Annotated in this window: 19 protein-coding genes and 1 pseudogene; 15 read left to right on the top strand and 5 right to left on the bottom strand. The window is 56.8% G+C overall.

What is annotated here, in order from left to right; translation table 11 throughout:
• Positions 1–2: 2 nt before the first annotated feature.
• The 4 genes from AC53L6_RS14255 to AC53L6_RS14240 form a co-directional block, all read right to left on the bottom strand.
• Positions 3–941, bottom strand: a complete 939-nt coding sequence (locus AC53L6_RS14255) for a carbohydrate ABC transporter permease (protein WP_299202237.1) — start codon at positions 939–941, stop codon at positions 3–5.
• Positions 942–1,056: 115 nt separating this feature from the next.
• A complete protein-coding gene (locus tag AC53L6_RS14250) occupies positions 1,057–2,004 on the bottom strand; it encodes a carbohydrate ABC transporter permease (protein WP_299202234.1) in 948 nt (315 codons plus the stop codon).
• Positions 2,005–2,107: 103 nt separating this feature from the next.
• Positions 2,108–3,418, bottom strand: coding sequence for an ABC transporter substrate-binding protein (locus AC53L6_RS14245; RefSeq protein ID WP_496908518.1), 1,311 nt, complete (start codon positions 3,416–3,418; stop codon positions 2,108–2,110).
• A gap of 404 nt (positions 3,419–3,822) precedes the next feature.
• A complete protein-coding gene (locus AC53L6_RS14240) occupies positions 3,823–4,695 on the bottom strand; it encodes a MurR/RpiR family transcriptional regulator (RefSeq protein ID WP_299698871.1) in 873 nt (290 codons plus the stop codon).
• 112 nt (positions 4,696–4,807) lie between these two features.
• Between AC53L6_RS14240 and AC53L6_RS14235 the strand changes: the two genes are divergently transcribed.
• Genes AC53L6_RS14235 through AC53L6_RS14205 form a run of 7 tightly spaced genes read left to right on the top strand, consistent with a single transcriptional unit; the run spans position 4,808 to position 12,490 of the window.
• Positions 4,808–5,584, top strand: coding sequence for an N-formylglutamate amidohydrolase (locus tag AC53L6_RS14235; protein ID WP_496908314.1), 777 nt, complete (start codon positions 4,808–4,810; stop codon positions 5,582–5,584).
• On the top strand, positions 5,572–6,141 hold the full coding sequence (locus AC53L6_RS14230) for a TRAP transporter small permease subunit (protein ID WP_496908313.1): 570 nt from the start codon (positions 5,572–5,574) through the stop codon (positions 6,139–6,141). Before AC53L6_RS14235 ends, AC53L6_RS14230 begins: the two co-directional genes overlap by 13 nt.
• The gene (locus AC53L6_RS14225; RefSeq protein ID WP_496908312.1) at positions 6,141–7,466 is read left to right on the top strand and encodes a TRAP transporter large permease; all 1,326 of its coding nucleotides are present in this window, start codon (positions 6,141–6,143) and stop codon (positions 7,464–7,466) included. The genes AC53L6_RS14230 and AC53L6_RS14225 overlap by 1 nt, the downstream gene beginning before the upstream one ends.
• A 46-nt stretch (positions 7,467–7,512) precedes the next feature.
• Positions 7,513–8,547, top strand: a complete 1,035-nt coding sequence (locus AC53L6_RS14220; RefSeq protein WP_299598982.1) for a TRAP transporter substrate-binding protein — start codon at positions 7,513–7,515, stop codon at positions 8,545–8,547.
• A gap of 57 nt (positions 8,548–8,604) precedes the next feature.
• A complete protein-coding gene (locus tag AC53L6_RS14215; RefSeq protein WP_496908517.1) occupies positions 8,605–9,969 on the top strand; it encodes a glutamine synthetase family protein in 1,365 nt (454 codons plus the stop codon).
• A 3-nt stretch (positions 9,970–9,972) separates the two neighbouring features.
• Positions 9,973–11,340 (top strand): aldehyde dehydrogenase family protein, encoded by a 1,368-nt coding sequence (locus AC53L6_RS14210; RefSeq protein WP_496908311.1) that lies wholly within the window; start codon positions 9,973–9,975, stop codon positions 11,338–11,340.
• A 4-nt stretch (positions 11,341–11,344) separates the two neighbouring features.
• Positions 11,345–12,490, top strand: a complete 1,146-nt coding sequence (locus AC53L6_RS14205; protein WP_496908310.1) for an iron-containing alcohol dehydrogenase — start codon at positions 11,345–11,347, stop codon at positions 12,488–12,490.
• A 58-nt stretch (positions 12,491–12,548) separates the two neighbouring features.
• Here AC53L6_RS14205 and AC53L6_RS14200 read toward each other — a convergent pair.
• A pseudogene (locus AC53L6_RS14200) lies at positions 12,549–12,755 on the bottom strand (IS5/IS1182 family transposase); the annotation flags it as partial.
• Positions 12,756–12,975: 220 nt separating this feature from the next.
• On the opposite strand from AC53L6_RS14200, the gene AC53L6_RS14195 reads away from it, so the two are divergent.
• From AC53L6_RS14195 to AC53L6_RS14160, 8 genes are all read left to right on the top strand, one after another.
• The gene (locus tag AC53L6_RS14195; protein WP_496908309.1) at positions 12,976–13,830 is read left to right on the top strand and encodes an NmrA family NAD(P)-binding protein; all 855 of its coding nucleotides are present in this window, start codon (positions 12,976–12,978) and stop codon (positions 13,828–13,830) included.
• 458 nt (positions 13,831–14,288) lie between these two features.
• On the top strand, positions 14,289–15,281 hold the full coding sequence (locus tag AC53L6_RS14190) for a TRAP transporter substrate-binding protein (RefSeq protein WP_496908308.1): 993 nt from the start codon (positions 14,289–14,291) through the stop codon (positions 15,279–15,281).
• A 58-nt stretch (positions 15,282–15,339) separates the two neighbouring features.
• Complete coding sequence (locus AC53L6_RS14185; protein WP_496908307.1) at positions 15,340–15,837, top strand: TRAP transporter small permease; 498 nt, start codon at positions 15,340–15,342, stop codon at positions 15,835–15,837.
• Positions 15,834–17,108, top strand: a complete 1,275-nt coding sequence (locus AC53L6_RS14180) for a TRAP transporter large permease (protein WP_496908306.1) — start codon at positions 15,834–15,836, stop codon at positions 17,106–17,108. The genes AC53L6_RS14185 and AC53L6_RS14180 overlap by 4 nt, the downstream gene beginning before the upstream one ends.
• A gap of 8 nt (positions 17,109–17,116) precedes the next feature.
• Positions 17,117–17,989 carry an isocitrate lyase/PEP mutase family protein gene (locus AC53L6_RS14175; RefSeq protein WP_496908305.1) on the top strand — a complete coding sequence of 291 codons (873 nt, stop codon included), beginning with the start codon at positions 17,117–17,119 and terminating at the stop codon, positions 17,987–17,989.
• A 531-nt stretch (positions 17,990–18,520) separates the two neighbouring features.
• A complete protein-coding gene (locus AC53L6_RS14170) occupies positions 18,521–18,829 on the top strand; it encodes a hypothetical protein (protein ID WP_496908304.1) in 309 nt (102 codons plus the stop codon).
• Positions 18,830–19,650: 821 nt separating this feature from the next.
• Complete coding sequence (locus AC53L6_RS14165; RefSeq protein ID WP_496908303.1) at positions 19,651–21,312, top strand: peptidase domain-containing ABC transporter; 1,662 nt, start codon at positions 19,651–19,653, stop codon at positions 21,310–21,312.
• Positions 21,309–22,634 (top strand): HlyD family type I secretion periplasmic adaptor subunit, encoded by a 1,326-nt coding sequence (locus AC53L6_RS14160; RefSeq protein ID WP_496908302.1) that lies wholly within the window; start codon positions 21,309–21,311, stop codon positions 22,632–22,634. Before AC53L6_RS14165 ends, AC53L6_RS14160 begins: the two co-directional genes overlap by 4 nt.
• Positions 22,635–22,640 lie beyond the last annotated feature (6 nt).

The raw sequence follows: 22,640 nt of genomic DNA, 5'->3' as shown, positions 1-22,640 counted from the left end.
GGTCATTTGCGCACCGCTCCGAATGTGATCCCGCGCAGAAGGTGTTTGCGCAGCAGGATGGTGAAGATCATCACGGGCAGCAGGAAGATCGTGGCCCCCGCTGCGACCGCGGGCCAGTCGAGGCCGCCGACGCCGATGATGGTTGGAATGAAGGGCGGGGCTGTCTGGGCCGTGGCAGATGTCAGCAGCACCGCGAAGGCGTATTCGTTCCAGGCAAAGATCAGGCAGAAGATAGCCGTGGAGGCGATGCCCGTGGCCGCTTGGGGCAGCACCACTTTGTAGAACGCTTGGAACCTTGTGTAGCCGTCGATTAGCGCCGCCTCTTCGTACTCGCGGGGGATTTCATCGATGAACCCTTTGAGCAGCCAGACAGCCAGCGAGATGTTCACGGCCGTGTAGAGCAGGATCATGCCCAGATGCGTGTCGCTGAGGCCGAGGTTGCGGTACATCAGGAAGATCGGGATCGCGACGGCGATGGGCGGCATCATCCTGGTACTGAGGATGAAGAACAGGAGGTCGTCGGCTAACGGGATCTTGAACCTTGAGAAAGCGTAGGCCGCGAGAGTGCCGAGGAAGATACTCAGGAAGGTCGAGCCGAAGCCGATGATGACCGAATTCAGGAACCGCTCGCCAAATTTCGAAGGGCCGACGATGACCATGTCGTATTCACGCACGATCTCGTCTGCCCAGTTTTGCGGCGGGTTGGTTTCGAGGAAATCCTGGGTTTGCCGCGTGCGTGTGGTGAAGAGGTTCACGTAGCCTTCAAGCGTGGGCTCGAACACGACCTTGGGGGGGTAGCTGATGGCATCGCTGGGCGATTTGAACCCGGTGAGCATGATCCATGCCAGCGGGATCATCGTGATCAGCGCGTAGAGGATGACCAGCGATCCGGCGAACCATTTGGACCGCGTGCTGGGTTCGGTGACGGAATAGGCGCTCATGATGTGAGGTCCGCGATGGGTGTCGGGGTTGGGAGGGGGGCTGTCTGCCCCCCGGCGCATGCACGCCGCCCCCCGAAAGTTTTTCTTGCAAGATGAAGGATGGATCGGGGCATTCTCAGCGTTCCTTCACTTTGTTGAGGGCTTTGACGTAGATGCTGGCAAGGCCGAACACCGTGACGAAGAGGATGATGGCGTAGGCCGACGCGTATCCGGTGCGCCATTTCTCGAACGCCTCGCGTTTTAGGTTGATTGAGGTGAGTTCGGTTGTCGAACCCGGTCCGCCGCCAGTGAGTTGCACCACCAGATCGAACATCTTGAAGTTCTCGATTCCGCGGAACAGGACGGCGAGCATCAAGAAAGGCAGTACCATGGGGATTGTGATGGTGAAGAACTGGCGGAGTTTTGAGGCGCGATCGACCTCGGCCGCTTCGTAGATGTAGTCGGGTATGGAGCGGAGCCCGGCGAGGCAGATCAGCATCACGAAGGGCGTCCACATCCACGTGTCAACGATGACGATGGACCATGGGGCCAGTTGGACCGAGCCAAGCATTTCGAAGCTTGACGGTTCCTTGCCGGTGAAGAAGGCGATGATGTAGTTGAAGAGCCCGATTTGCGGTTGGTAGAGGAACTTCCAGAAGTTCCCGACCACCGCAGGCGACAGCATCATGGGCAACACAATGATCGTGGTCCAGAGGTCATTGCCCTTGAATTTCTTGTTGATCAACCACGCCAGTGTGAACCCGATCAGCACCTGCAGCGCGATGGTCCAGAACAGGAAATGCGCGGTGGCCTGCATGTTCAGCCAGATGTCGCTGTCCGTCAGGATCCGCTCGTAATTGCGCAGACCGATAAATTCGGGTTCGCGGTTCAGTCGGTTGGCTTTGTAGTTGGTAAAGCTGAGCTGGATCGTCCAGATCAGCGGAAAGATGTTGATTGCCAGCAGCAGGAAGATCGTGGGGGCGACAAATATCCACGCGATGGCGCGGTCGCTCAGGCCTTTGATCTTGCGCGCCACCTTTTGCGGTGTGGCATTTGCGGCGCGATTGGCGATGGTGTCTGTCATCTGGCAAACCTGTCCTGTGGGGTGGGCCCGTGGGCCCACCCATGGAAGTGTCAAAGACTACGGGAAGAGAGAGGGTGGGCTGCATCGCCCACCCGGGGATGGCTTAGAGTTTGCCTTCGTCTTCGAACACTTCGGTCCAATCCTCGATCAGCTTGTCGAGGGCTTCTTGAGCAGTGCCCTGATCGGCGACCACGTAGTCGTGGATGCGCTTCTGCATGGCCAGCAGCAGTTCAGCATAAGCTGGCTCTTGCCAGAAATCCTGTACCGCGCCCATCGCTTCGAGGAAGTCACCGGCAAACGGTGCACTGTCCTTGAAGCCCGGATCGTTCAGGACCGAGTTGTGGGCCGAGTAGCCGCCCAGCTCCCACCATTTGGCCTGCACATCCGGGTTGGCGAACCACTTGATGTACTCAAGCGCTGCGTCCTGCTTGTCCGAGTAGGCCACGACCGAGATACCCTGCCCGCCCAATGTCGAACCGGCTTGGTTCTGCGGTGGGTTCACGAAGAAGTCGATCTTGTCCCCGCCGGTGTTCGGGTCAGCGTAGAGGCCGGGGAAGAACGCGAACCAGTTCATCGCCATGGCGACCTGACCGGATTTGAACGCGTCGAGCGATTCACCCATGTAGGAGTTGGTGTAGCCGGGCGGCGTCGCTGTTTCATAGAACTCTTTATAGAATTCAAGCGCTTCAACTGCTTCGGGAGAGTTGACCGCCCCTTCCATGTCGTAGGCGCCGGGGGTGTTTTCATATTTGAAACCCCATGGATAGAGCGCCGAGGTCACACCCATGGTGATCCCTTCGGAACCGCGTTCGGTGAAGATGGAGGCACCGTATACGGTCTTGCCATCAATCTCGCGGCCCTGGAAGAACTGGGCGATTTCCAGCATTTCCTTTTGGCTTTGCGGCTCACCCAGATCGCGACCTGTCGCTTCTTTGAAGGCGGCCTGGATTTCAGGGTCAGAGAACCAGTCCTTGCGATAGAACCAGCCGTTGGCGTCCCCCATGGCAGGCAGCGCGTAGTAGTTCGGCGTGCCCTTGGGCCATGTGGAATAGGCGTACACGGTCGCAGGCGCGAAGTCGTCCATGCTGATGCTTTCGGCATCGAAGAAGTCGTTCAGCTTGACGTAGTGGCCGTTCTCAGCCCCGCCGCCGATCCACTGACTGTCGCCGATCAGCAGGTCACAGAGTTTGCCGCCGGAGTTTAACTCATTCAACATCCGGTCGGCAAAATTGGGCCACGGGATGAATTCGAAATTCATGCTGTGGCCGGATTGGGCCTCGAATTCCTTGCTCAGTTCTACCAATGCGTTGGCTGGATCCCAGGCGGCCCAGCACAGTGTCAAATCCTCTGCCATGGCCATGGTTGGCACGCTGACAGACGTCATTAGGGCCGCACCCACGGCGGCTGAAGTCATTTTTTTCATATGATCCTCCCTATGGGCCATCGTTGAGCGTTGACCCTGCGGAAACGCTATTTGAGGAACGTACATCATGTCAATGAATTTTTGAGGTGCGTTCATCATTTGAAGTCGTTGACGATATTAAGTATTTGATTTTAAAATAAATATGCCATCAGAACTGGTGCTTACTCCCTCATACGTCCACGGCTTACTTTCAGAATGCGCAGATGGGCGAGTCGCCGCGGTACTCGAAGTGCATACTTGTACAATCAGGAACGGGGGGATGTTTGACCAGTCCGTATCACGAGGTTCTATCCAACTTTGGAGCGCCTTCCTCGTGTTGGTAGAGCAAGAAAGCCCGTTGATATTATTAATTGGGCCAATTCGAAAAACGGATACGTAGCTTCGATCAAGGCTACTCAGGTAAACTTTCGAAACAGCTTGGTCTGATCGAACATGTCTTCCAGGTTTTCAACGCGTTCTTTTGTGGCTTCCCAATTCAGCGACTGTATGGCCGAGATCATGGTTTCCACCAGCAACATGATGGTCGTGGCCGAATCCCATGCCGACGGAACAACAATCCTGTTGCTCAAACATATGTGCGCCAGTTGATGCACCGGCGAGCGCCATTGATCTGTCAGGAGGACAATCTTCGCACCGCGTTTGTCCGCCATTTCAGCAAGCTTGAGCGTGTTGTTCTCGTAGCGACGCACATCGAAAACAACAAAGACATCTCCCTCTTGCACGTTGAGCAAATAGTGCGGCCAGGTGTTCGACGTTGTTTGTACATGTGTCAGATTCGGGCGAATGACCTGCATATGCATGAACAGGTATTCGGCCAGCGTGTGTGTGATGCGCCCCCCGACAATGTAAAGATGCCGGCTCTCGTCGCCAATTAAGCGGCACGCTTGATCAAACGCGTCTGGATCAATCTGGCTCAGGGTCAGGCGGATATTCTCGATCACGGCGTCGGTAAATCGGTTGAGAATATGCTCCGAAGGTGCGGCCTCTGCCCACGTCTCGTGCTTTGCGATCGGGGTTTTGACCTTTGCCTTCAGCTCTTCGCGTAGCCCCGCCTGAAACTCGGGATACCCTTTGTATCCAAGCTTTTGAACCATGCGCGCAACGGTTGGAACAGACACGCCCGCGTTCTGTGCCAGCGCTGTCAGGGTACCAAGGCCCGATGCCGGATAGTTTTGCAATACGGACAGCGCCAGCTGCCGTTCGGCACGGGTCAGGTCATCAAGCTTGCTCTGGATCAGATCCGAGATTGTTTGGGTCGCCTCACCCATGTGCCCTCCTATTGTTCAATAATTTATCAGGGCATCTCTGCTTGTGATAAATTTTTCACAACTGTGTTGACAGATGCGCCTTTTGGCAACCAGTTTGTTCGCAGGGGACCGAATGGCACACAGCAACCAGACCGAAAATGTGGTTCAGATTACGCGGGGCGATGCGGCCTCGTCGATGGTTTTGGTGTGTGAACATGCCAGCCACTTCATCCCGAGCGAGTTTGATGATCTGGGCCTGCCCGAACCCGCAAGGCGCAGCCATGTCGCTTGGGATCCCGGTGCGCGAGGCGTTGCATTGGGCATGTCGCAGTATCTACAGGCTGCACTGGTCGAGGCGAAGGTCTCTAGACTGGTTTATGACTGCAACCGCCCGCCAGAAGCCACCGATGCCATGCCAGCAAGGAGCGAGGCTTTTGCCATTCCCGGCAATGAAGGTCTAACGACGCAGGATCGCGCCCAGCGCGCGCAATCCTATTACTATCCGTTCCACCACGCGTTGGCAGAACAGATACAGGCGCGCACGTCCCCCATCATCATCACGATCCATAGTTTCACACCGGTCTACAACGGCTCCGCCCGCGATGTTGAAGTTGGAATCCTGCACGATGCAGACGCGCGGCTGGCGGACGCCTTCCTGACAACAGCGCCGAACCACACAGGCTTGCAGGTTCAGCGAAACGCGCCGTATGGCCCCGAGCATGGTGTCACCCATACGCTCAAGACACACGCAGTGCCGCACGGTTATTTGAATGTCATGATCGAGATCCGCAACGATCTGATCTCAGGTGAAGCCGCGCAGCTTGGCATGGCAAAAACACTTAGCAGCTGGGCGGTCGACGCCTTTGCCACGCTTGGTGTCAGTTTGGAGCAAACGTCATGCAAGGCTTGATGCGCGGTTACATCAAGGGCGTGGACGCGGTGAATTATCGCATTGGCCGCGTGGCCATGTACGGCATCTTTGCCCTGATGGGTATTTTGCTGTGTTCATCCATCAGCAAGACGTTTTTCCTACCGTCGCTGTGGACGCTGGAAATGGCACAGTTCGTCATGGTCGGCTACTATATCCTGGGCGGGCCGTACTCGCTGCAACTCGGCTCGAATGTCAGGATGGACTTGCTGTACGGAAGCTGGTCGGTCCGACGCAAAGCCTGGTTCGACGCGATCACCGTCCTGCTGCTGATCTTCTATCTTTGCGTCCTACTCTATGGTGCTGTCAGCTCCACCGCCTATTCGTTGGGATACTGGAAAGATGCGCCGTTCTCCTACCTGCTTGGCGTTTTAATCGGCACCGAGGAGGTTGGGCGGCTTGAACAATCCTCCTCGGCCTGGCGTCCCTACATGTGGCCCATTAAGGCCGTTATGATTGTCGGCTTTCTGCTGATGATCCTGCAGTGCCTGTCAGAATTCTTCAAAGACATCCTGCGTCTCAAAGGGGCCGAAATCTGATGCCCTACGAGATGATCGCCACGCTCATGTTCTCCTCCATGATGCTCATGTTGCTGACGGGGCAGCGCGTCTTTGGGGCCATCGGGTTCATCGCAGTTGTGGCGGCGCTGCTTTTGTGGGGCGATCGCGGCGGGTATGACATCGGCTTTGCAGCGGCCATGAAGCTGATGAAGTGGTACCCGCTTCTGACGCTGCCGATGTTCATCTTCATGGGGTATGTGCTGAGCGAGTCCAAGATCGCGGACGACCTCTATCGCATGTTCCATGTCTGGATGGGCGGTCTGCGCGGCGGGCTGGCCATTGGCACCATCGGGTTGATGGTTCTGATCTCGGCCATGAACGGCTTGAGTGTTGCAGGCATGGCCATCGGTGCAACCATCGCCCTGCCCGAGCTTCTGAAACGCGGGTACGACAAGCGGATGGTCACCGGCGTGATCCAGGCCGGGTCATCCCTCGGCATTCTTGTGCCGCCTTCGGTGGTGCTGGTTCTCTACGCAATGATTGCGCGGCAACCGGTCGGACAGCTCTGGCTGGCGGGCATCGTACCGGGGTTGATGATGGCCGCGATGTTCATCGCATACATTGCGATCCGTTGCCGGATGAACCCGGCACTTGGCCCGGTTCTGAATGATGCAGAGCGTGACATGCCCCGCGCCGAGAAACTGAGGCTGCTGCGCGCCGGGCTGCTGCCGTTGTTTATCTTTGCCGTGATGATGGTGCCCTTTGTTAACGGATGGACATCGCTGGTCGAAAGCTCGGCCATCGGCGCTCTGGCCGCCTTTGCAGCGGCAGTCTTAAAAGGGCGCATGACGCGAGAAGTCTTTGAAAATTCGGTCCGCAACACGTTGGGCATCACCTGCATGTTCATGTGGATCATCCTTGCCGCACTGGCGTTTGGCGCGGTCTTTGACGGTCTTGGCGCGGTAAAGGCCATCGAAAGCCTGTTCACCGAGCGGCTGAACCTGAACCCCTGGATGATCCTTATCCTGATGCAGCTCAGCTTCATCCTGATGGGTACATTTCTGGATGATACGGCGATGCTGGTGATTGTTGCGCCGCTTTACGTGCCGTTGGTCGGCGCTCTTGGTTTTGATCTGATCTGGTACGGCATCCTCTACACAATCACGACCCAGATCGCTTACATGACACCGCCATTTGGCTATAACCTGTTCCTGATGCGCGCGATGGCCCCGCCCGAGATTTCCCTGCGCGATATCTATGCTTCTATTACGCCGTTTGTGCTTGTGATGGTCCTCGCCCTTACTCTGGTGATGAGCTTCCCGGACCTCGCCACATGGCTTCCCAATTACGTTTACGGAAAATGAATTCATAAGCCGGGCCAACCGGCATCAACCAACTAGGAGTAAAACTATGACAACAAGACGTAAGTTTATTCAGGGGGCTGCCATTGCAGCACCGGCTGCGACACTGGCCGCCCCGGCGCTGGCGCAAAGTACAATCAAGTGGCGGATGCAGACCTATGCAGGCGCGGCACTGGCCGCCGAGGTCATCGACCCGGCGATCAAGATGTTCAACGACATCGCGGGCGACCGCATGCAGATCGAGTTGTTCTATGCCGACCAGCTGGTGCCCACGGGCGAGCTGTTCCAAGCCATGCAACGGGGCACCATTGATGCGGTGCAGTCGGACGATGACTCGATGGCCTCGCCCACCGAAGTCACCGTGTTCGGCGGATATTTCCCCTTTGGCTCGCGCTATTCGCTTGACGTACCGGTGCTGTTCAACCGCTATGGGCTGAACGACATCTGGGCAGAGGAATACGCTGCCGTCGGTGTCAAACACGTCAGCGCAGGCGCCTGGGATCCCTGCCACTTCGCCACCAAGGATCCGATCCGCAGCCTTGAGGATCTGAAAGGCAAGCGGATCTTTACCTTCCCCACAGCCGGGCGCTTCCTCAGCCAGTTTGGCGTCGTGCCGGTCAACCTGCCTTGGGAGGATATCGAGGTTGCCGTGCAAACCGGCGAACTGGACGGCATCGCATGGTCAGGCATCACCGAAGACTACACGGTGGGCTGGGCGGATGTGACCAACTACTTTCTGACGAACAACATCTCGGGGGCGTGGATCGGCCACTTCTTTGCCAATATGGACCGCTGGAATGAACTGCCGGAAGACCTGCAGAAACTGTTCCAAGTGTGCTGTGAACAGTCCCACTACTACCGCCAGCACTGGTACTGGGGGGGTGAAGCCGATCTGCGCGTGAACGGCACCAAAATGGAGCTAACCACGATCCCGGACGAAGAATGGGCGCAGGTCGAGAATGCAGCGCAGGACTTCTGGGAGGAGATCGCCGCCGAAAGCGAAACGAAGCGCAAGGTGGTCGACATCTTCAAGAAGTACAACGCCGACATGGTCAAAGCCGGACGGCCTTACCGCTACGGTTAAGCAAACTGCATGGGGGCGGGTCGCACCGCCCCCTTCACCAAGATGAAAGAGACGCAAATGCCGGGATTGCTGAGTTTTGATGACCTCAAGTCGAAGGTCAAAGACGGGTCCATCGACACCGTTCTGACTTGTTTTCCGGACATGCAGGGCCGCCTGATGGGCAAGCGGTTCCACGCGGTGAACTTCGTGGAAACGTCATTCAGGGAAACCCATTGCTGCAACTACCTTCTTGCCACGGACCTCGAAATGGCCACCCCAGACGGCTACGCCGCATCGAGCTGGGAAGGTGGGTACGGCGATTACATCATGGCGCCCGACCTTGGCACCATCCGCCTTGTGCCGTGGTTGGACGGCACGGCCATGGTCCTGTGCGACATCCTTGATCACCACACCCACGCCCCGGTGCCGCACGCTCCGCGCCAAGTTTTGAAACGTCAGATCGAGCGGCTGAAAGCCCTTGGCTATGACGCGATGATGGCGACCGAGCTGGAGTTTTTCCTGTTCGAACAGAGTTTCGATGACCTCCGCAAGGGCGGCTTTCGCGAACTGACCCCGATCAGCGGCTACAACGAAGATTACCACATCCTTCAAACCACCAAGGAAGAGGGCGTCATGCGCCCCATCCGCAACCATTTGTTCGCCGCAGGATTGCCCATCGAGAATTCCAAGGGAGAGGCCGAGGCCGGTCAGGAAGAGCTGAACATTCGCTATGCGGACGCGCTGGACTGCGCCGATCACCACACGATTGCCAAGAACGCGATCAAGGAAATCGCGTGGCAAAAGGGTCATGCCGCGACCTTCCTGCCCAAATGGGACCACACCAAGGTGGGCAGCTCTTCCCACGTTCACCAGTCCCTTTGGAAGGACGGCGCCCCGGCATTCTACGACCCCGACGCCGCTTTGGGAAAATCCAAGGTTATGGATCACTACATGGCCGGTCTGATTGCCTACGCGCCGGACTACACCTTCTTTTTGGCCCCGTACATCAATAGCTACAAACGCTTTGCGAAGGGCACTTTCGCACCAACCAAGACGGTATGGTCCGTTGACAACCGCACCGCCGGGTTCCGCCTGTGCGGGGACGGCACCAAGGGTGTCCGCGTGGAATGCCGCATCGGCGGCAGCGATCTGAACCCGTATCTGGCCCAAGCCGCCATGCTTGCAGCGGGCATCAAGGGCATCGAAGATCAGATGACGCTCGCACCGCCAACCACTGGCGACGTGTACGACGCGGCTGACGCACAGGACATTCCGCAGACATTACGCGCTGCGACTGAAACGCTACGCAACTCGGCCTTTCTCAAGGAGGCGTTTGGCGAGGACGTTGTTGCCCACTACACGCGCTGTGCCGAGTGGGAACAGGAAGAATACGACCGCGTGGTGACCGATTGGGAAATCGCCCGTGGCTTTGAAAGGGCCTGACACATGATCCGTTGCATTTCGCCGATTGATGACGCGGTCTATGCCGAGCGCCCCACCCTCTCCGCTGACGCGGCACGCGCCGCCATAACCCGTGCCAAGGTGGCGCAGGCCGACTGGGCAGCGCGCCCATTGGAAGACCGCATTGCCCTTGTGCAAGCCGGGGTCGCGAATGTGGGCAAGATGAACGATCAGATCGTGCCCGAGCTGGCCCACCAGATGGGCCGCCCAATCCGCTACGGCGGCGAGTTTGGCGGCTTTGACGAGCGCGCCAGCTACATGGCCAACATCGCGAAGGACGCCCTCGCAGATATCGAGGTTGAGGACAGCGACAGCTTCCGCCGTGTCATCAAGCGGGTACCGCATGGGGTGGTTCTGGTTGTTGCCCCCTGGAACTATCCTTACATGACCGCGATCAACACGGTGGCCCCAGCATTGATCGCCGGCAACACGGTGATTTTGAAACATGCCAGCCAGACGCCCTTGGTCGGCGAACGCATGGCACAGGCCTTCCACGCTGCAGGCATTCCCGAGGACGTGTTCCAGAACGTCTTTCTCGACCATCAAACGACATCTGACCTCATCGCGGCACGATCTTTCGGCTTCGTGAACTTCACGGGCTCCGTCAGCGGAGGGCAAGCGATCGAACGGGCCGCAGCGGGCACATTCACGGGCATCGGTCTGGAATTGGGTGGTAAGGACCCCGGCTATGTCTGTGACGATGCGGATCTGGATGCCGCCACAGACACGCTCATTGACGGCGCCATGTTCAACTCAGGCCAATGCTGTTGCGGCATTGAACGCATCTATGTCGCCGAACAGCATTTTGACGCCTTTGTCGAAAAGGCCGTGGCGATTGTACGTGGATACAAGCTGGGCAACCCGCTTGATCCCGAGACCACGCTGGGTCCCATGGCGCACAAGCGCTTTGCCGATGAAGTGCGCGCGCAGACGGCCGAAGCGATTGCCGATGGCGCAACGGCCCATATCAACCCCTTTGCCGAGGATGACGGGGGCGCCTACCTGACCCCGCAAATCCTGACCAATGTGACCCACGACATGCGCGTCATGCGCGACGAAAGCTTTGGCCCGGTAGTCGGCATCATGCCGGTCAGGGACGATGCCGAGGCGATCAAACTGATGAATGACAGCAATTTCGGTCTGACTGCATCCATCTGGACCCGCGACACCGCGCGCGCCGAAGCCATCGCAGACCAGATTGAAACCGGAACTGTCTTCATGAACCGGGCCGACTACCTTGACCCCGGGCTGTGCTGGACCGGCTGCAAAGACACCGGACGCGGAGGAGGCTTGTCGATCATCGGTTACCACAACCTCACACGTCCAAAATCCTTCCACCTGAAAAAGGTCTGACGCCATGGCTCTGACTGCAAACTGGTCCTATCCCACTGCAATACGTTTCGGCGCGGGGCGCATAGCCGAGATCGCAGATGCCTGTTGCGCTGCGAACATCAAGAAACCGCTGCTCATCACGGATCGCGGTCTGGCGGATATGGAGATCACGACCAGAACGCTTGATTTGCTCGAGGCTGCGGGCCTTGGGCGCGCCATCTTTGCAGATGTTGATCCAAACCCGAACGAAAAGAATGCCGCTGCCGGCGTTCAGGCCTTCAAGGATGGCGGGCACGACGGCGTGGTTGCCTTTGGCGGTGGCTCTGGCCTTGATCTGGGCAAGCTCGTCGCCTTCCTGGCAGGCCAAACCAGACCACTATGGGATTTTGAGGATATCGGTGATTGGTGGACCCGTGCCGATGCAGATGCGATTGCCCCGATCGTGGCGGTTCCCACCACGGCAGGCACCGGGTCAGAGGTTGGTCGTGCTTCCGTCATCACCAATTCCGAAACCGAAGAGAAGAAGATCATCTTCCACCCGAAATTCCTCCCGACCGTGGTGATTTGCGACCCTGAACTGACGGTTGGAATGCCAAAGTTCATCACGGCGGGCACCGGTCTGGATGCCTTTGCCCATTGTGTCGAGGCGTTCTGCTCGCCTCACTACCATCCGATGTCACAGGGTATGGCGCTGGAAGGTATGCGTCTGGTCAAAGACTACCTGCCCCGCGCCTATGCAGATGGCACTGATCTTGAGGCGCGTGCCCACATGATGTCTGCGGCAGCGATGGGGGCGACGGCGTTCCAGAAGGGATTGGGGGCCATTCATGCACTCTCGCACCCGATCGGCGCCATGTACCACACGCATCACGGCACCACCAATGCCGTGTGCATGCCCGCCGTGTTGCAATTCAACAAGCCCGCAATCTCTGGCGTCATCGGACAGGCCGCGAACTACCTGAACATTAAAGGCGGCTTCGACGGCTTCTGCGCCTTTGTCGATGAATTCAACGCATCGCTTGGAACTCCCAAAACGCTCACCGAAATGGGGATCAACAGCATTGATATTGATCGAGTCGTCACCGCGGCGCTGAGCGACCCCAGCACCGGTGGAAATCCGGTCGAGATGACAGCTGACAACACACGACGGCTATTGTTGGCTTGTATATAGGCAATACGAAAAGCGTTGTTGAAATCCCCGTCTGACGGCCGGACGCGAAGCTCAGGGCTCATGGCCAAAAGATGACGAGTGCAGCAAGAAGATTTGTGGAAACGAAGACCTTTGGACAGCGGTCATAACGGGTTGCCCAGCGCAGCCACTCGTTGAGTTTTCCAAACATGATCTCGACGCGAGAGCGTCATTTGTAACTGGGTTTGTAGTATATCACCGTCTTTTTGCGCCGTTTCCCCGGGATGCAGAGACGTATGCCCTTGTCGCCCCACAGCTTCCGACGCACGCGGATCAGATGCATACGACCAAAACCATCACGCCCATTTCAAATGGTAATTCTCTTTGCCACTCGCAGTATTTGCCCATTTGCGCTCTCTTCCCCTTTTGCCGCATCGAGCACCACTCGACCGTCTGAGGCATGTTCCTGACAGGTCCTGACGCGATGCAAGGATAGGCTCTGACCGAAACCAAGGCAGGAGGTCAGTATGCATATCATTCTCGGTGGAACCGGAAGGGTCGGCTCGGCGACGGCACGCGCTTTGTTGGACGCAGGTCAAAAAGTCACGATTGTCTCGCGCGATAGGGATCATGGCGCCGCATTGAAGGAGGCCGGCGCGCAGATTGCCGAGGTTAACATTCGCAGTGTCGATGCTTTGCGAGACGTTTTTCGAACCGGCACGCGTGCGTTTCTGCTCAACCCGCCAGCCGAGCCTTCAGGCGATACCGATGAAGAAGAACGCGAGAACATGGCCGCCATCATTTCGGCACTCGAGGGCTCAGAGCTTGAAAAAGTCGTGGCGCAATCAACTTACGGTGCTTTTGAAGGCGAGCGCTGCGGCGATCTCACCGTCCTTCACGCGTTTGAGAAAGCGTTGCGGGAGCAGCCGATCCCAGCCGCAATCAACAGGGGTGGATACTACATGAGCAACTGGGCCGGGATGGTCGAGCCCGTGAGAGAGTCCGGCGCGTTGCTCAGTTTTTTCCCAGCCAATCTTTCCATCCCCATGGTTGCGCCTCGCGATCTGGGAAAGGCCGCCGCGCGGCGCCTCTTGTCGGGAACCGAAGACGTGGGCATCACGCATATCGAAGGACCGGAGCGATACACGGCGAACGATGTCGCCGCCGCGTTTGCAAAAGTAATAGGCCGTGATGTTCAGGTTCAGGAAATTCCGCGCGAGGCTCTGGAAGAGACATTCCGCAGCTTCGGGTTTTCGGAAGAGGCGGCGGCTTCTTATGCCTGCATGACCCGCCGGGTGATCGATGGAAAGACGAATACGGCAGATGAGCCGGTGCGCGGTAAGACCACGCTTCAGAACCATATAGCTTCGATATTGGGCTAAAGAGCCGCCATTCGTTGCGACTTGACCAATGGGTGTGATGTGCTGAAACTGGACTGCGGAGGCACAGCAGCATCTTAGCACATCAACATCGCATTGGTGTGATGGACCAGCGGGTCAGTCATAGCAATATTTTACCGACCGCTATTCACGCTCTGCGCCCTGCTCAAGATGCAAGTGGTCGATATCATGGCATCGGGCCTGACTAAGGAACGGACATCCATCTTGACCATGCTTCACCACCCGCCCTTAGGGCTGTCATGCGGGCGAATACGGGGGCATGACGTCGGACGGAGTCGCGCTGCCGAGATGGGCCGCCCCGAAATCAAGTCATTTGCGCACGGTGTTTTTAATAATCGGGGTCTGTCCATGAACCGGCACCGGTGCACCCAAACGAATATCCGGTTGCCAATTTCAAGCCACTCGGGAATCCTGATCGGTACTGTTTCTGGGAGGATACAATGTTTCACAAAGCCATAATCGCTGCCGCCAGCCTGTCTTTGCTGGGCACTGCCGCCATCGCACAAGAGAAGATGCGGGTTTCGTTACAACTTCCACTCACCAGCCACCTCGGTGAAAACCTCATCCTTTTCGAAAAGGAGGTGGAGGAACGCACAGGCGGTGCGATCGACGTAGAAATCTATGACAGCGCCACGCTTTACAAGGACAAGGAAGTGCCTGCTGCTGTTGGCTCTGGCGCGATCGAGGCCGGTGTCGCATCGCTGACCCGCTACGTGGGCGATGCGCCGGTGGTCGATGTGTTCTACATGCCATTTTTGTTCAACACAGAGGAAAAGGTGCGCGCCGCGGTCACCGAAGGCTCACCTGTGCGGAACATCCTGGAAACGGAAATCGCCAAGACCGGGGGCTCTGTCCTTTATTGGCAAGCATATGGCGGGGCGATCTTGCTGTCGCAGGATGAACCGATCCGCACGCCTGCCGACATGCAGGGCAAAAAGGCCCGTGTATTTGGCAAAACACTGGGTGATTTTGTGACGGCTGCAGGCGGAGCACCAACACTGATTTCCGGCTCCGAGCAATACCTTGCTTATCAGCGTGGTACAGTTGATGTCGGTATGACCGGGGTCTCGGGCGTGAAATCCCGCAAACTTTGGGAGGTGATGGACACCATCACCAAGACCAACCACGCCAACATCGAATTCGTGGTTGTGGTCAACAATGACTGGTGGGCCAGTCTTGATGCAGAAACGCAAGGTCATATCCGCGACGCCGCCAACGTGGCGCAAAGCGATGTACGCGACCGTATGAGCCAGATCGAGGCGGATGCCTACGCGGCTGCAGAAGAGAACGGCATGAATATCGTGGAGCTTACCGACGAGGAACTTACCGCATGGCAGGCAGTTTCCCAGCCGGTGATCGACGGCTATCTGGCCGCCACGGGTGAGGCGGGGCAGCAGGTGCTGGACGCGCTTGGTGTGAATTCGGGATCCTGATCCAGATGACACAGCACAGTGTTACAGGCGACCTTTGGGCCGCCTGTTTGTCCGCGACATGAAAGTCATAACGTCGCTGTCACAGGGGGCCTGTGCCCTCGGGGCGATCATGCTTGCGGCCACCGGAATCATGCTGACCTATGAGGTCATCGCACGTTATTTCTTCATCCGCCCGACGATCTGGGCCGCGGAGTTGAGCCAGCTATGCCTGATCTGGGGCTGCTTGCTGGCCATGGCACATTTGCTGACCTTGCGGCGGCACATCACCGTGAATGCGATCACGACCCTCCTGCCGCCCATGGCGCAAAAGGTTTGCGCGTCTGTTGCGCTGGTGATCGTCGTCGTCTTTTCGGCGATTGTCGCCTTCTGGGGCTTCGACATCTTTCTTGAGAGTTTCGTTCGCGGTCGCACAACCGGCTCGCTTTTGAACCTGCCTGTGTGGATTGCAGAGGCATCTGTTCCAATCGGGTTCGGGCTTCTGGCGCTGCAGGGCGTCGTGGAACTGATCAAGTTGCGCGGCTCCGATACCGCGCATCTCGGAGCGACGCACGAATGACCATCCTTCTGATCCTCGCCTGCCTGTTTGCTTTGCTGCTTCTGGGTGTGCCGGTGGCCTTTGCACTGGGTGGCATGGGGCTGGGCATGTTGCTGTTGGGCGGCTTTTCCCCACTGATGGCACCGCAATCCATTCTGTCCACACTGGACGGGTTCATCCTGCTTGCGGTGCCCCTGTTTCTGCTGATGTCAAACCTGCTGTTGAAAGGTGGCGTCGGGCGCGATCTCTTTGCCGCCGTTCAAGCCTGGGTCGGACACTGGCCCGGCGGCCTCGCTGTGGCGACCATCATCAGCTGTGGTCTGTTTGCCGCGATTTCCGGGTCTTCAGTGGCCACGGCTGCCACCATCGGTACGGTGGCGATCCCGGAAATGATCAACCGTGGCTATGAAAAGCGCTTCGTCTACGGGTTGCTGGCCGCAGGCGGCACGCTGGGCATTCTGATCCCGCCCTCGATCCCGATGATCGTTTACGGTTTCGTCACCGAACAATCCGTCCTTGCGCTTTTCCTTGCGGGCATCGGGCCGGGGCTTGTGTTGGTTGTGCTTTTCATCGTGTTTGCGATGCTGCACGCGAAGCTGTCGGGCAACTTTGAAAATGCCCCCAAGGCCAGCATGTCCGAGCGGTTAGAAGCCTCAAAACGTGCTTTGCCCTCAGTATCCTTGGCCGCATTGGTGATCATCGGGCTTTACTCCGGCGCTTTCACCCCGACAGAGGCTGCGGCGGTCGGATCGGCGGCGGCCTTGTGTATCGTGGCCTTCTGGCTGCGCACGCTGACCTGGGCGACGTTGTGGGAAGCCGTGCGCGAGTCCGCCATTACCACGGCGGCAATCCTGCTGATCGTGGCGGGCGCCAAGGTCTTTGGCAAAGCCATCGCGCTTTACCGCATACCCCAGGATATCTCAGCCTTCCTGACGCAAACCATCGACGGGCCGATCATGTTCATCCTTGTGGTGTCCATAGTGCTTCTGCTGATGGGACTGGTGTTCGAGGCGCTATCAATGATCCTCATCATGACACCAGTTCTGTTGCCTGCGGCCCTCGGGATGGGCTTCGATCCGATCTGGTTTGGAATCTATATGGTCATCATGGTGGAATGCGCGCTTATTACACCACCCGTGGGTTTGAACCTCTATGTCATTCAATCGGTGGCCCGAACCAGCCTTTCGAATGTAGCACGGGGCGTCTGGCCATTTCTGGCTTTGATGCTTTTCACCGTCGTGTTGCTGTATGTCCTACCGGACCTCGCCCTCTACATCCCCTTCAAATGGTAACCAACCCGATGACCCCAACCGAAACCCTGCGCCACCTGCTCGCACAGGATACGTGCCATATCATGCCCTGCTGTTTTGACGCGCTGTCCGCCAAGTTGATCGCGCAAGAAGGTTATGCGCTGACGTTCATGTCAGGCTTTGCCGCGTCGGCCAGCCGCATTGGTGCCCCCGACCTGGGCCTCATGAGCTACGCCGAGGTGCTCGATCAGGTGCGCAACATCACGGATGCAACCACCATTCCGCTCATCGGTGACGGGGATACCGGGTACGGCAACGCCATGAACGTGCGCCGCACCGTGGCGGGCTTTGCCAAGGCCGGAGCCGCCGCGATCATGATCGAGGATCAACTGGCACCCAAACGATGCGGACACACACCGGGCAAGGCGGTGGTGTCCCGTGATGAGGCTTTCGACCGTGTGCGCGCAGCGGTGGACGAACGCGACGCGCTGCGCGCTCAAGGCAGTGATATCCTGATCCTTGCTCGGACGGATGCGCGGCATGAACACGGTCTTGGGGAAGCGATTGAGCGCGCTGCCACATTCGCTGAGCTTGGCGCAGATATCCTGTTTGTAGAAGCCCCCCGGTCCGAACAGGAAATGCGCGAGGTTTGTACCTCTTTACCGGGTCCAAAGATGGCCAACATAGTTGAGGGCGGCGAGACTCCTGATCTGCCAAACGCTATCTTGCACGACATCGGATACAGCATTGCGGCCTATCCCCTGTCGCTCATGGCGGCGGCAATGCAAGCAATGGTCACGACCCTGCGTGCCATGCGTGATGACGAGCGCCCGGCCCAGATGGACTTTGCCGACCTGCGCGCACGGATCGGGTTTGATGATTACTATGCCACTTCCGAACGCTACCGGTCTTCACAACGTTAGCTTTTGGAGTCCACGCCCAGCACGGTTTCATGCTTTCGCGAACGGACCTTAGCCGACCTTAAGCATGTCGTAAGAACGCCGCGTCTGCAGCCCGCATTCCGGACACTTGCCACGACTGCGAAATTTCGAACCAGGTGAACGCGCGCAATGCGGACAAACCGGTTTCCAACATGTTTGACTAAATGTTTGCTTCGGCGAGAATCCGTATTGACGTCTGTCAATGGTCGCCAAAGCCTTGTTCTGTGCGCGCAGAATCTGTCTCAGCTCTTTTGGCATCTTGAAGCGAAGGGCTTTGTGTCCATCAAGTAATCGCAATTCTGGCGGTTTTTCCTCATCATCCCGGTCCCACTGCCTTTCCGAATGGCGTGGCATCCATTGAAATGTCACGCCCAGCAATGTCGATACGCCGCTTGGCCCGAATGAACTGATCCTGATGCCGGCGGTGTGTGGGTCATCCCAAAGATGATAGTACGCCTTACCTGACCAGATTAGCTTGTTTGCAATTTCTTCTGTCCATTCTCTAACGGTCTCTTGGACCCCATGTGGACTGTATCGAGTGTCTACGGATTCGAGCAGTCGTTCAGTCAAGTCTCGATTGCTGGTGGCCACATCGAAGAGAGCGCCGCTTCGCCGGTTGGAGTAGTGGAAAATCTAAGAGAAATCTTCGTCAAACATCCTCCGATTAAAACCGGGTTCTTTGCCTTCATTGCGAACGAAAATACGATCCAACAAACCAATCTGCGCCTCTCTGTTGTGGAAGTGGAGGATCGGTCTGGACCTAGAGAATTTCATGCTCGACCTCCTCATCCTCTTGTCCAAGACGGCGAGGTAGACTGGTGATTTCGTGTTCGACATCAATGTCAGACGAGGCAATGTCCGGCATGATGTGCTTTGCGAAAAAGAGATGGGACGCGTCTGCGTGACTGTCTAAGAACGCCCGCACTGTCTTGTTCGGGTGTGGTCGTCCACGGCTTATACCCATGCGACTTCCGAAACCGTCTTGGCGCGCCAATCCTTCAAACGACACTTTCCAGTTAATACGGATCAACCCTCGAGGAGACGCACTCCAACTAAAGCTACGGGTATTTGAGATGAGTAACATCCTCCTAAGGTAGAGCTGCTTGTCTACAGCCCGCCCTATCCACTCATCAAACCGTGTCAGCGCAGCCTTACCCAACTCTTCGTTCTCGAAATAGGCGCGCAATACAGGATGGCAAAAACGACCCCAAAACAGATCACGAAAACCAGACCCGCAGACTCTCGTTATGAAATAGGAAACCTTGGGTGTGGAACAGGTCAGAACCATTCCGCGCTAGCATGCGCGTCTATAGCCGAATGAACGTTTGATCCTCGCTCAGTCGTTTAATTGCTTAGACAAAAGGGGCACGGACGAAGACTGACGGGGCAATCCTATGAACTACCGCACGCTGCCATCCACTGGAAACCTTCACATTTTCAAGCGCCCTTACTCAGCGCTTGATCGACAAACGCTCTGCGAAGCATACTTGGTAAGCTTGAAGCAAAAACAAGCCACACGAAATTATAACATGATACAACCGGCCAACGTTGCAAAGCTTTAGAAAGCACTTGACCAGTCAGTTCAGCCTGAAAGCAAACACTGTTGACGCTGCGTTGCGACGTAAGCTTGTGGAGATCGACGAGTGAACACTGAAGACTCCAATGCACGAGAAATCCCTCTCTCATGGTTCACTCGATCTCTCTGGAAGTACACTCCTCTTTATGTCGAACTGGTCTTTCTTGCGATCTGCCTTCGCCTGATTGGCCTAGTCGAACCGTTTATTTTTCAAGTTATCATTGATCGTATCCTGCCGTTTCAGCGAGAGGCATCGCTTGTTGTAGTCGTGGCAATCTTTGCGGCGGTGAGCTTGTTTCAGATGGGGTTTGAAATCCTTTCCAACCTCTTGGGGGTGCTGACAGCCAACAAGGTGACGCGAGACTTTGGAGCCCGCATTTTCGATCACCTTTTCAAATTGCCGCTCAGCCACTTCCGAAAATGGTCCGTCGGAGAGACTATCGCCCGGGTGAGAGAGACGGAGACGATCCGCAACTTTCTAGTTGGCACAACAACTGGTGTCTTTCTCGACCTCCTTTTTGTCGTCATCTACATCAGTGTTCTGCTGGCATTGTCTGTCCCCTTGACGATGATTGTGCTGATCGCTCTGCCGCTTCAGGCACTTGTTTACTTTGTTTTGGGCCCCTTTTTGCGACAGCGCCTCAGAGTCCAGTTCGATGCTGGCGCGCGCCATCAGACACAGATGGTCGAAAACATCTCTGGGATAGCCGCCGTGAAGGCTCTCAGTGCTGAAGACAAGATGTTAGAGCGTCTCGATCAAACGCTCTATGACAGTCTAAACGCGCGCTACCGGGTAAGCCTGCTCAACATAGTAAGCGACAAGTTGACATTTATTGTTGAACGCAGCGTCACCATCGCGATCATTTATGTCGGCGCGAACCTCGTTTTTGCCGGAGAACTGACACTAGGACAGCTCATTGCGTTTCACCTTCTGGCCGGGAAGGTGACCGATCCAATTGCCAACTTTTCGCAGCTTTGGGAAGGTTGGCAAAACATCAAGGTATCGAGGCAACGCCTGGGTGACATCGTAAGCTCACCGATGGAGCCTTTCGATGCACAACCCCGACTTCTATCCGTAATCGAGCCGCGCCTCACCTTTGAAGAGGTCTCTTTCGGTTACACGAAGGGTACACTCGTTCTGCGCCATTTCTCATTTGTGGCCCAACCAAACACTCTTACGCTTGTGGTCGGGCCGTCGGGCATAGGTAAGTCCACCTTCGGACGGCTGGCAGCAGGGATCGATGTCCCTGCCGAAGGTGTCGTTCGGCTGGGCGGGGAGGACATAACCAAGTTCGAACCACACGATGTGAGATCCAAGATCGCTTATATCCCACAAGAGCCCTACCTGTTCTCTGGCACGCTCAGGGAAAACCTATTGATCAGTGAACAGGATGTCAGTGAAGAGGATCTTCAAACGGCCCTGCGCATTGCGGCGGCCGACACTCTTGTGGCGCGCCTTCCATTGGGGTTGGAGACACAAGTCGGGGAGCGTGGGTCCGCCCTCTCAGGTGGCCAACGCCAAAGGATCGCAATTGCACGCTCTCTCATCAAGAAACCCAAGGTTCTGGTCCTGGACGAACCGACAAATGCACTGGACGATGCAGCACAGCGAAAAGTGGCCAAAGAGCTGGCACGCCTGAAGCCGACAACCACGTTGATTGTCATTACGCATCGACCTGAGATTTTCGAAGATCCAGACCAAATCGTTGATTTCGAGGCCCTCGCATGAAACGCGTTGCCGAGCCGATGAGCATCAAATCGCCGACCCTGCATGGCACAATATTGTTCACGATGGCGGTATTTACCGCGGTCATTGCCATGGCGTTCATATTCAAAGTTGAAGTCGTCGCAAGAGGCCAGGGCAAAGTCGTCCCGCTAAGCCGTGTTCAAGTCCTCCAGCCAGAATTCGACGGAAAGATCGTGGCGATCCATACAGCCAACGGCGCGAGAGTGCAGCGAGATCAGGTGCTGATCGAGTTTGATGCAACCGACGCCGCGGCTGAGGTGAATACGGTGACGGCGGACATGGATCGACTTTTGATCGAACGTGCGCGCATCTCTCATTTGGTGTCCAGTATCGACGCAGGCGTCATTGATCACGCCGACGCCAGCGAAACAGTGATGAGCAATTTCACCTTGCCGGAGTTTAACACCCGTCCTTTTTACAAAGAACAACGCAGGTTACTGGCGGCCGAGATCGACAGCCTACAGGCGCTGATGAACCAAATAACTGCACGGACTGAAGCCAATAGGAAATCGGTTGCGGTCACCCACGCCAACATTGACCGGGTGGAGGCGGCCATGAAGATCCAAAGCGAGCGACTTGAGATCGCCCAGGGGCTGCTGGACAGGGAAATTGCAAGCCGCGCAAGCTTTCTGGACATTCAAGAAGCCTTCACCGCATTAGAGAAAGAGCGCGACGTCTACCTACGGGAGTTGGCCAAAAAACAGACTGACGAAAGCGCCATTCTCGCTGAGCGCCAGAGCATTGTTGCCTCTCAACGCAGCTCCCTTCTAAATCGACGTTCCGAAATCGAAGCGCAGCTTACGACGCTCAGCGAACAGCTGACGACAGCCAATCGGCGTATAGAAGCGGCCAAGTTGCGCGCGCCGAAAACGGGGGTGGTGGACCAACTTGATATTCACACCATCGGAGCAGTGATCCAGTCCGGCGACGATATCTTGCGTGTTGTTCCCGAAGATCAAGTCGTCGAAATCGAAGCGGCTTTTACCAACGTCGACATTGGATTTCTGGAGGTAGGCCAACAGGCCAATATCAAATTGGATGCTTATCCTTCGGCCCGCTTCGGCTTTGTCAAAGGTGAGGTTTCAAATGTCGCTGCAGACTCCACCGAAAGCACAGAAGGCGAGTGGACTTACGCCGTGCGCATCAAACCCGCCCGAAACACTTTGGAAAACGGCAGTGATGCCTTCACGATAAGGCCCGGCATGACCGCGACCGTGGATGTGACGACAGATAGCCGCCGGTTGATAAGCTACTTCTTTGCCCCTATAGTTGAGGCGGCGCAATCTGCCCTTGGTGAAAGGTAAGATGCC

The organism is Tateyamaria sp. LSS28 (genome assembly GCF_059611725.1).
Note: the sequence above shows the minus strand (reverse complement) of the source record. Positions and strands in the feature narration are given on the sequence as shown.

Bases quoted from the DNA above. Each gene is read 5' to 3' on its own strand.
- AC53L6_RS14255 (WP_299202237.1), bottom strand. From the start codon at position 941: ATGAGCGCCTATTCCGTCACCGAACCCAGCACGCGGTCCAAATGGTTC.
- AC53L6_RS14250 (WP_299202234.1), bottom strand. From the start codon at position 2,004: ATGACAGACACCATCGCCAATCGCGCCGCAAATGCCACACCGCAAAAG.
- AC53L6_RS14245 (WP_496908518.1), bottom strand. From the start codon at position 3,418: ATGACTTCAGCCGCCGTGGGTGCGGCCCTAATGACGTCTGTCAGCGTG.
- AC53L6_RS14240 (WP_299698871.1), bottom strand. From the start codon at position 4,695: ATGGGTGAGGCGACCCAAACAATCTCGGATCTGATCCAGAGCAAGCTT.
- AC53L6_RS14235 (WP_496908314.1), top strand. From the start codon at position 4,808: ATGGCACACAGCAACCAGACCGAAAATGTGGTTCAGATTACGCGGGGC.
- AC53L6_RS14230 (WP_496908313.1), top strand. From the start codon at position 5,572: ATGCAAGGCTTGATGCGCGGTTACATCAAGGGCGTGGACGCGGTGAAT.
- AC53L6_RS14225 (WP_496908312.1), top strand. From the start codon at position 6,141: ATGCCCTACGAGATGATCGCCACGCTCATGTTCTCCTCCATGATGCTC.
- AC53L6_RS14220 (WP_299598982.1), top strand. From the start codon at position 7,513: ATGACAACAAGACGTAAGTTTATTCAGGGGGCTGCCATTGCAGCACCG.
- AC53L6_RS14215 (WP_496908517.1), top strand. From the start codon at position 8,605: ATGCCGGGATTGCTGAGTTTTGATGACCTCAAGTCGAAGGTCAAAGAC.
- AC53L6_RS14210 (WP_496908311.1), top strand. From the start codon at position 9,973: ATGATCCGTTGCATTTCGCCGATTGATGACGCGGTCTATGCCGAGCGC.
- AC53L6_RS14205 (WP_496908310.1), top strand. From the start codon at position 11,345: ATGGCTCTGACTGCAAACTGGTCCTATCCCACTGCAATACGTTTCGGC.
- AC53L6_RS14195 (WP_496908309.1), top strand. From the start codon at position 12,976: ATGCATATCATTCTCGGTGGAACCGGAAGGGTCGGCTCGGCGACGGCA.
- AC53L6_RS14190 (WP_496908308.1), top strand. From the start codon at position 14,289: ATGTTTCACAAAGCCATAATCGCTGCCGCCAGCCTGTCTTTGCTGGGC.
- AC53L6_RS14185 (WP_496908307.1), top strand. From the start codon at position 15,340: ATGAAAGTCATAACGTCGCTGTCACAGGGGGCCTGTGCCCTCGGGGCG.
- AC53L6_RS14180 (WP_496908306.1), top strand. From the start codon at position 15,834: ATGACCATCCTTCTGATCCTCGCCTGCCTGTTTGCTTTGCTGCTTCTG.
- AC53L6_RS14175 (WP_496908305.1), top strand. From the start codon at position 17,117: ATGACCCCAACCGAAACCCTGCGCCACCTGCTCGCACAGGATACGTGC.
- AC53L6_RS14160 (WP_496908302.1), top strand. From the start codon at position 21,309: ATGAAACGCGTTGCCGAGCCGATGAGCATCAAATCGCCGACCCTGCAT.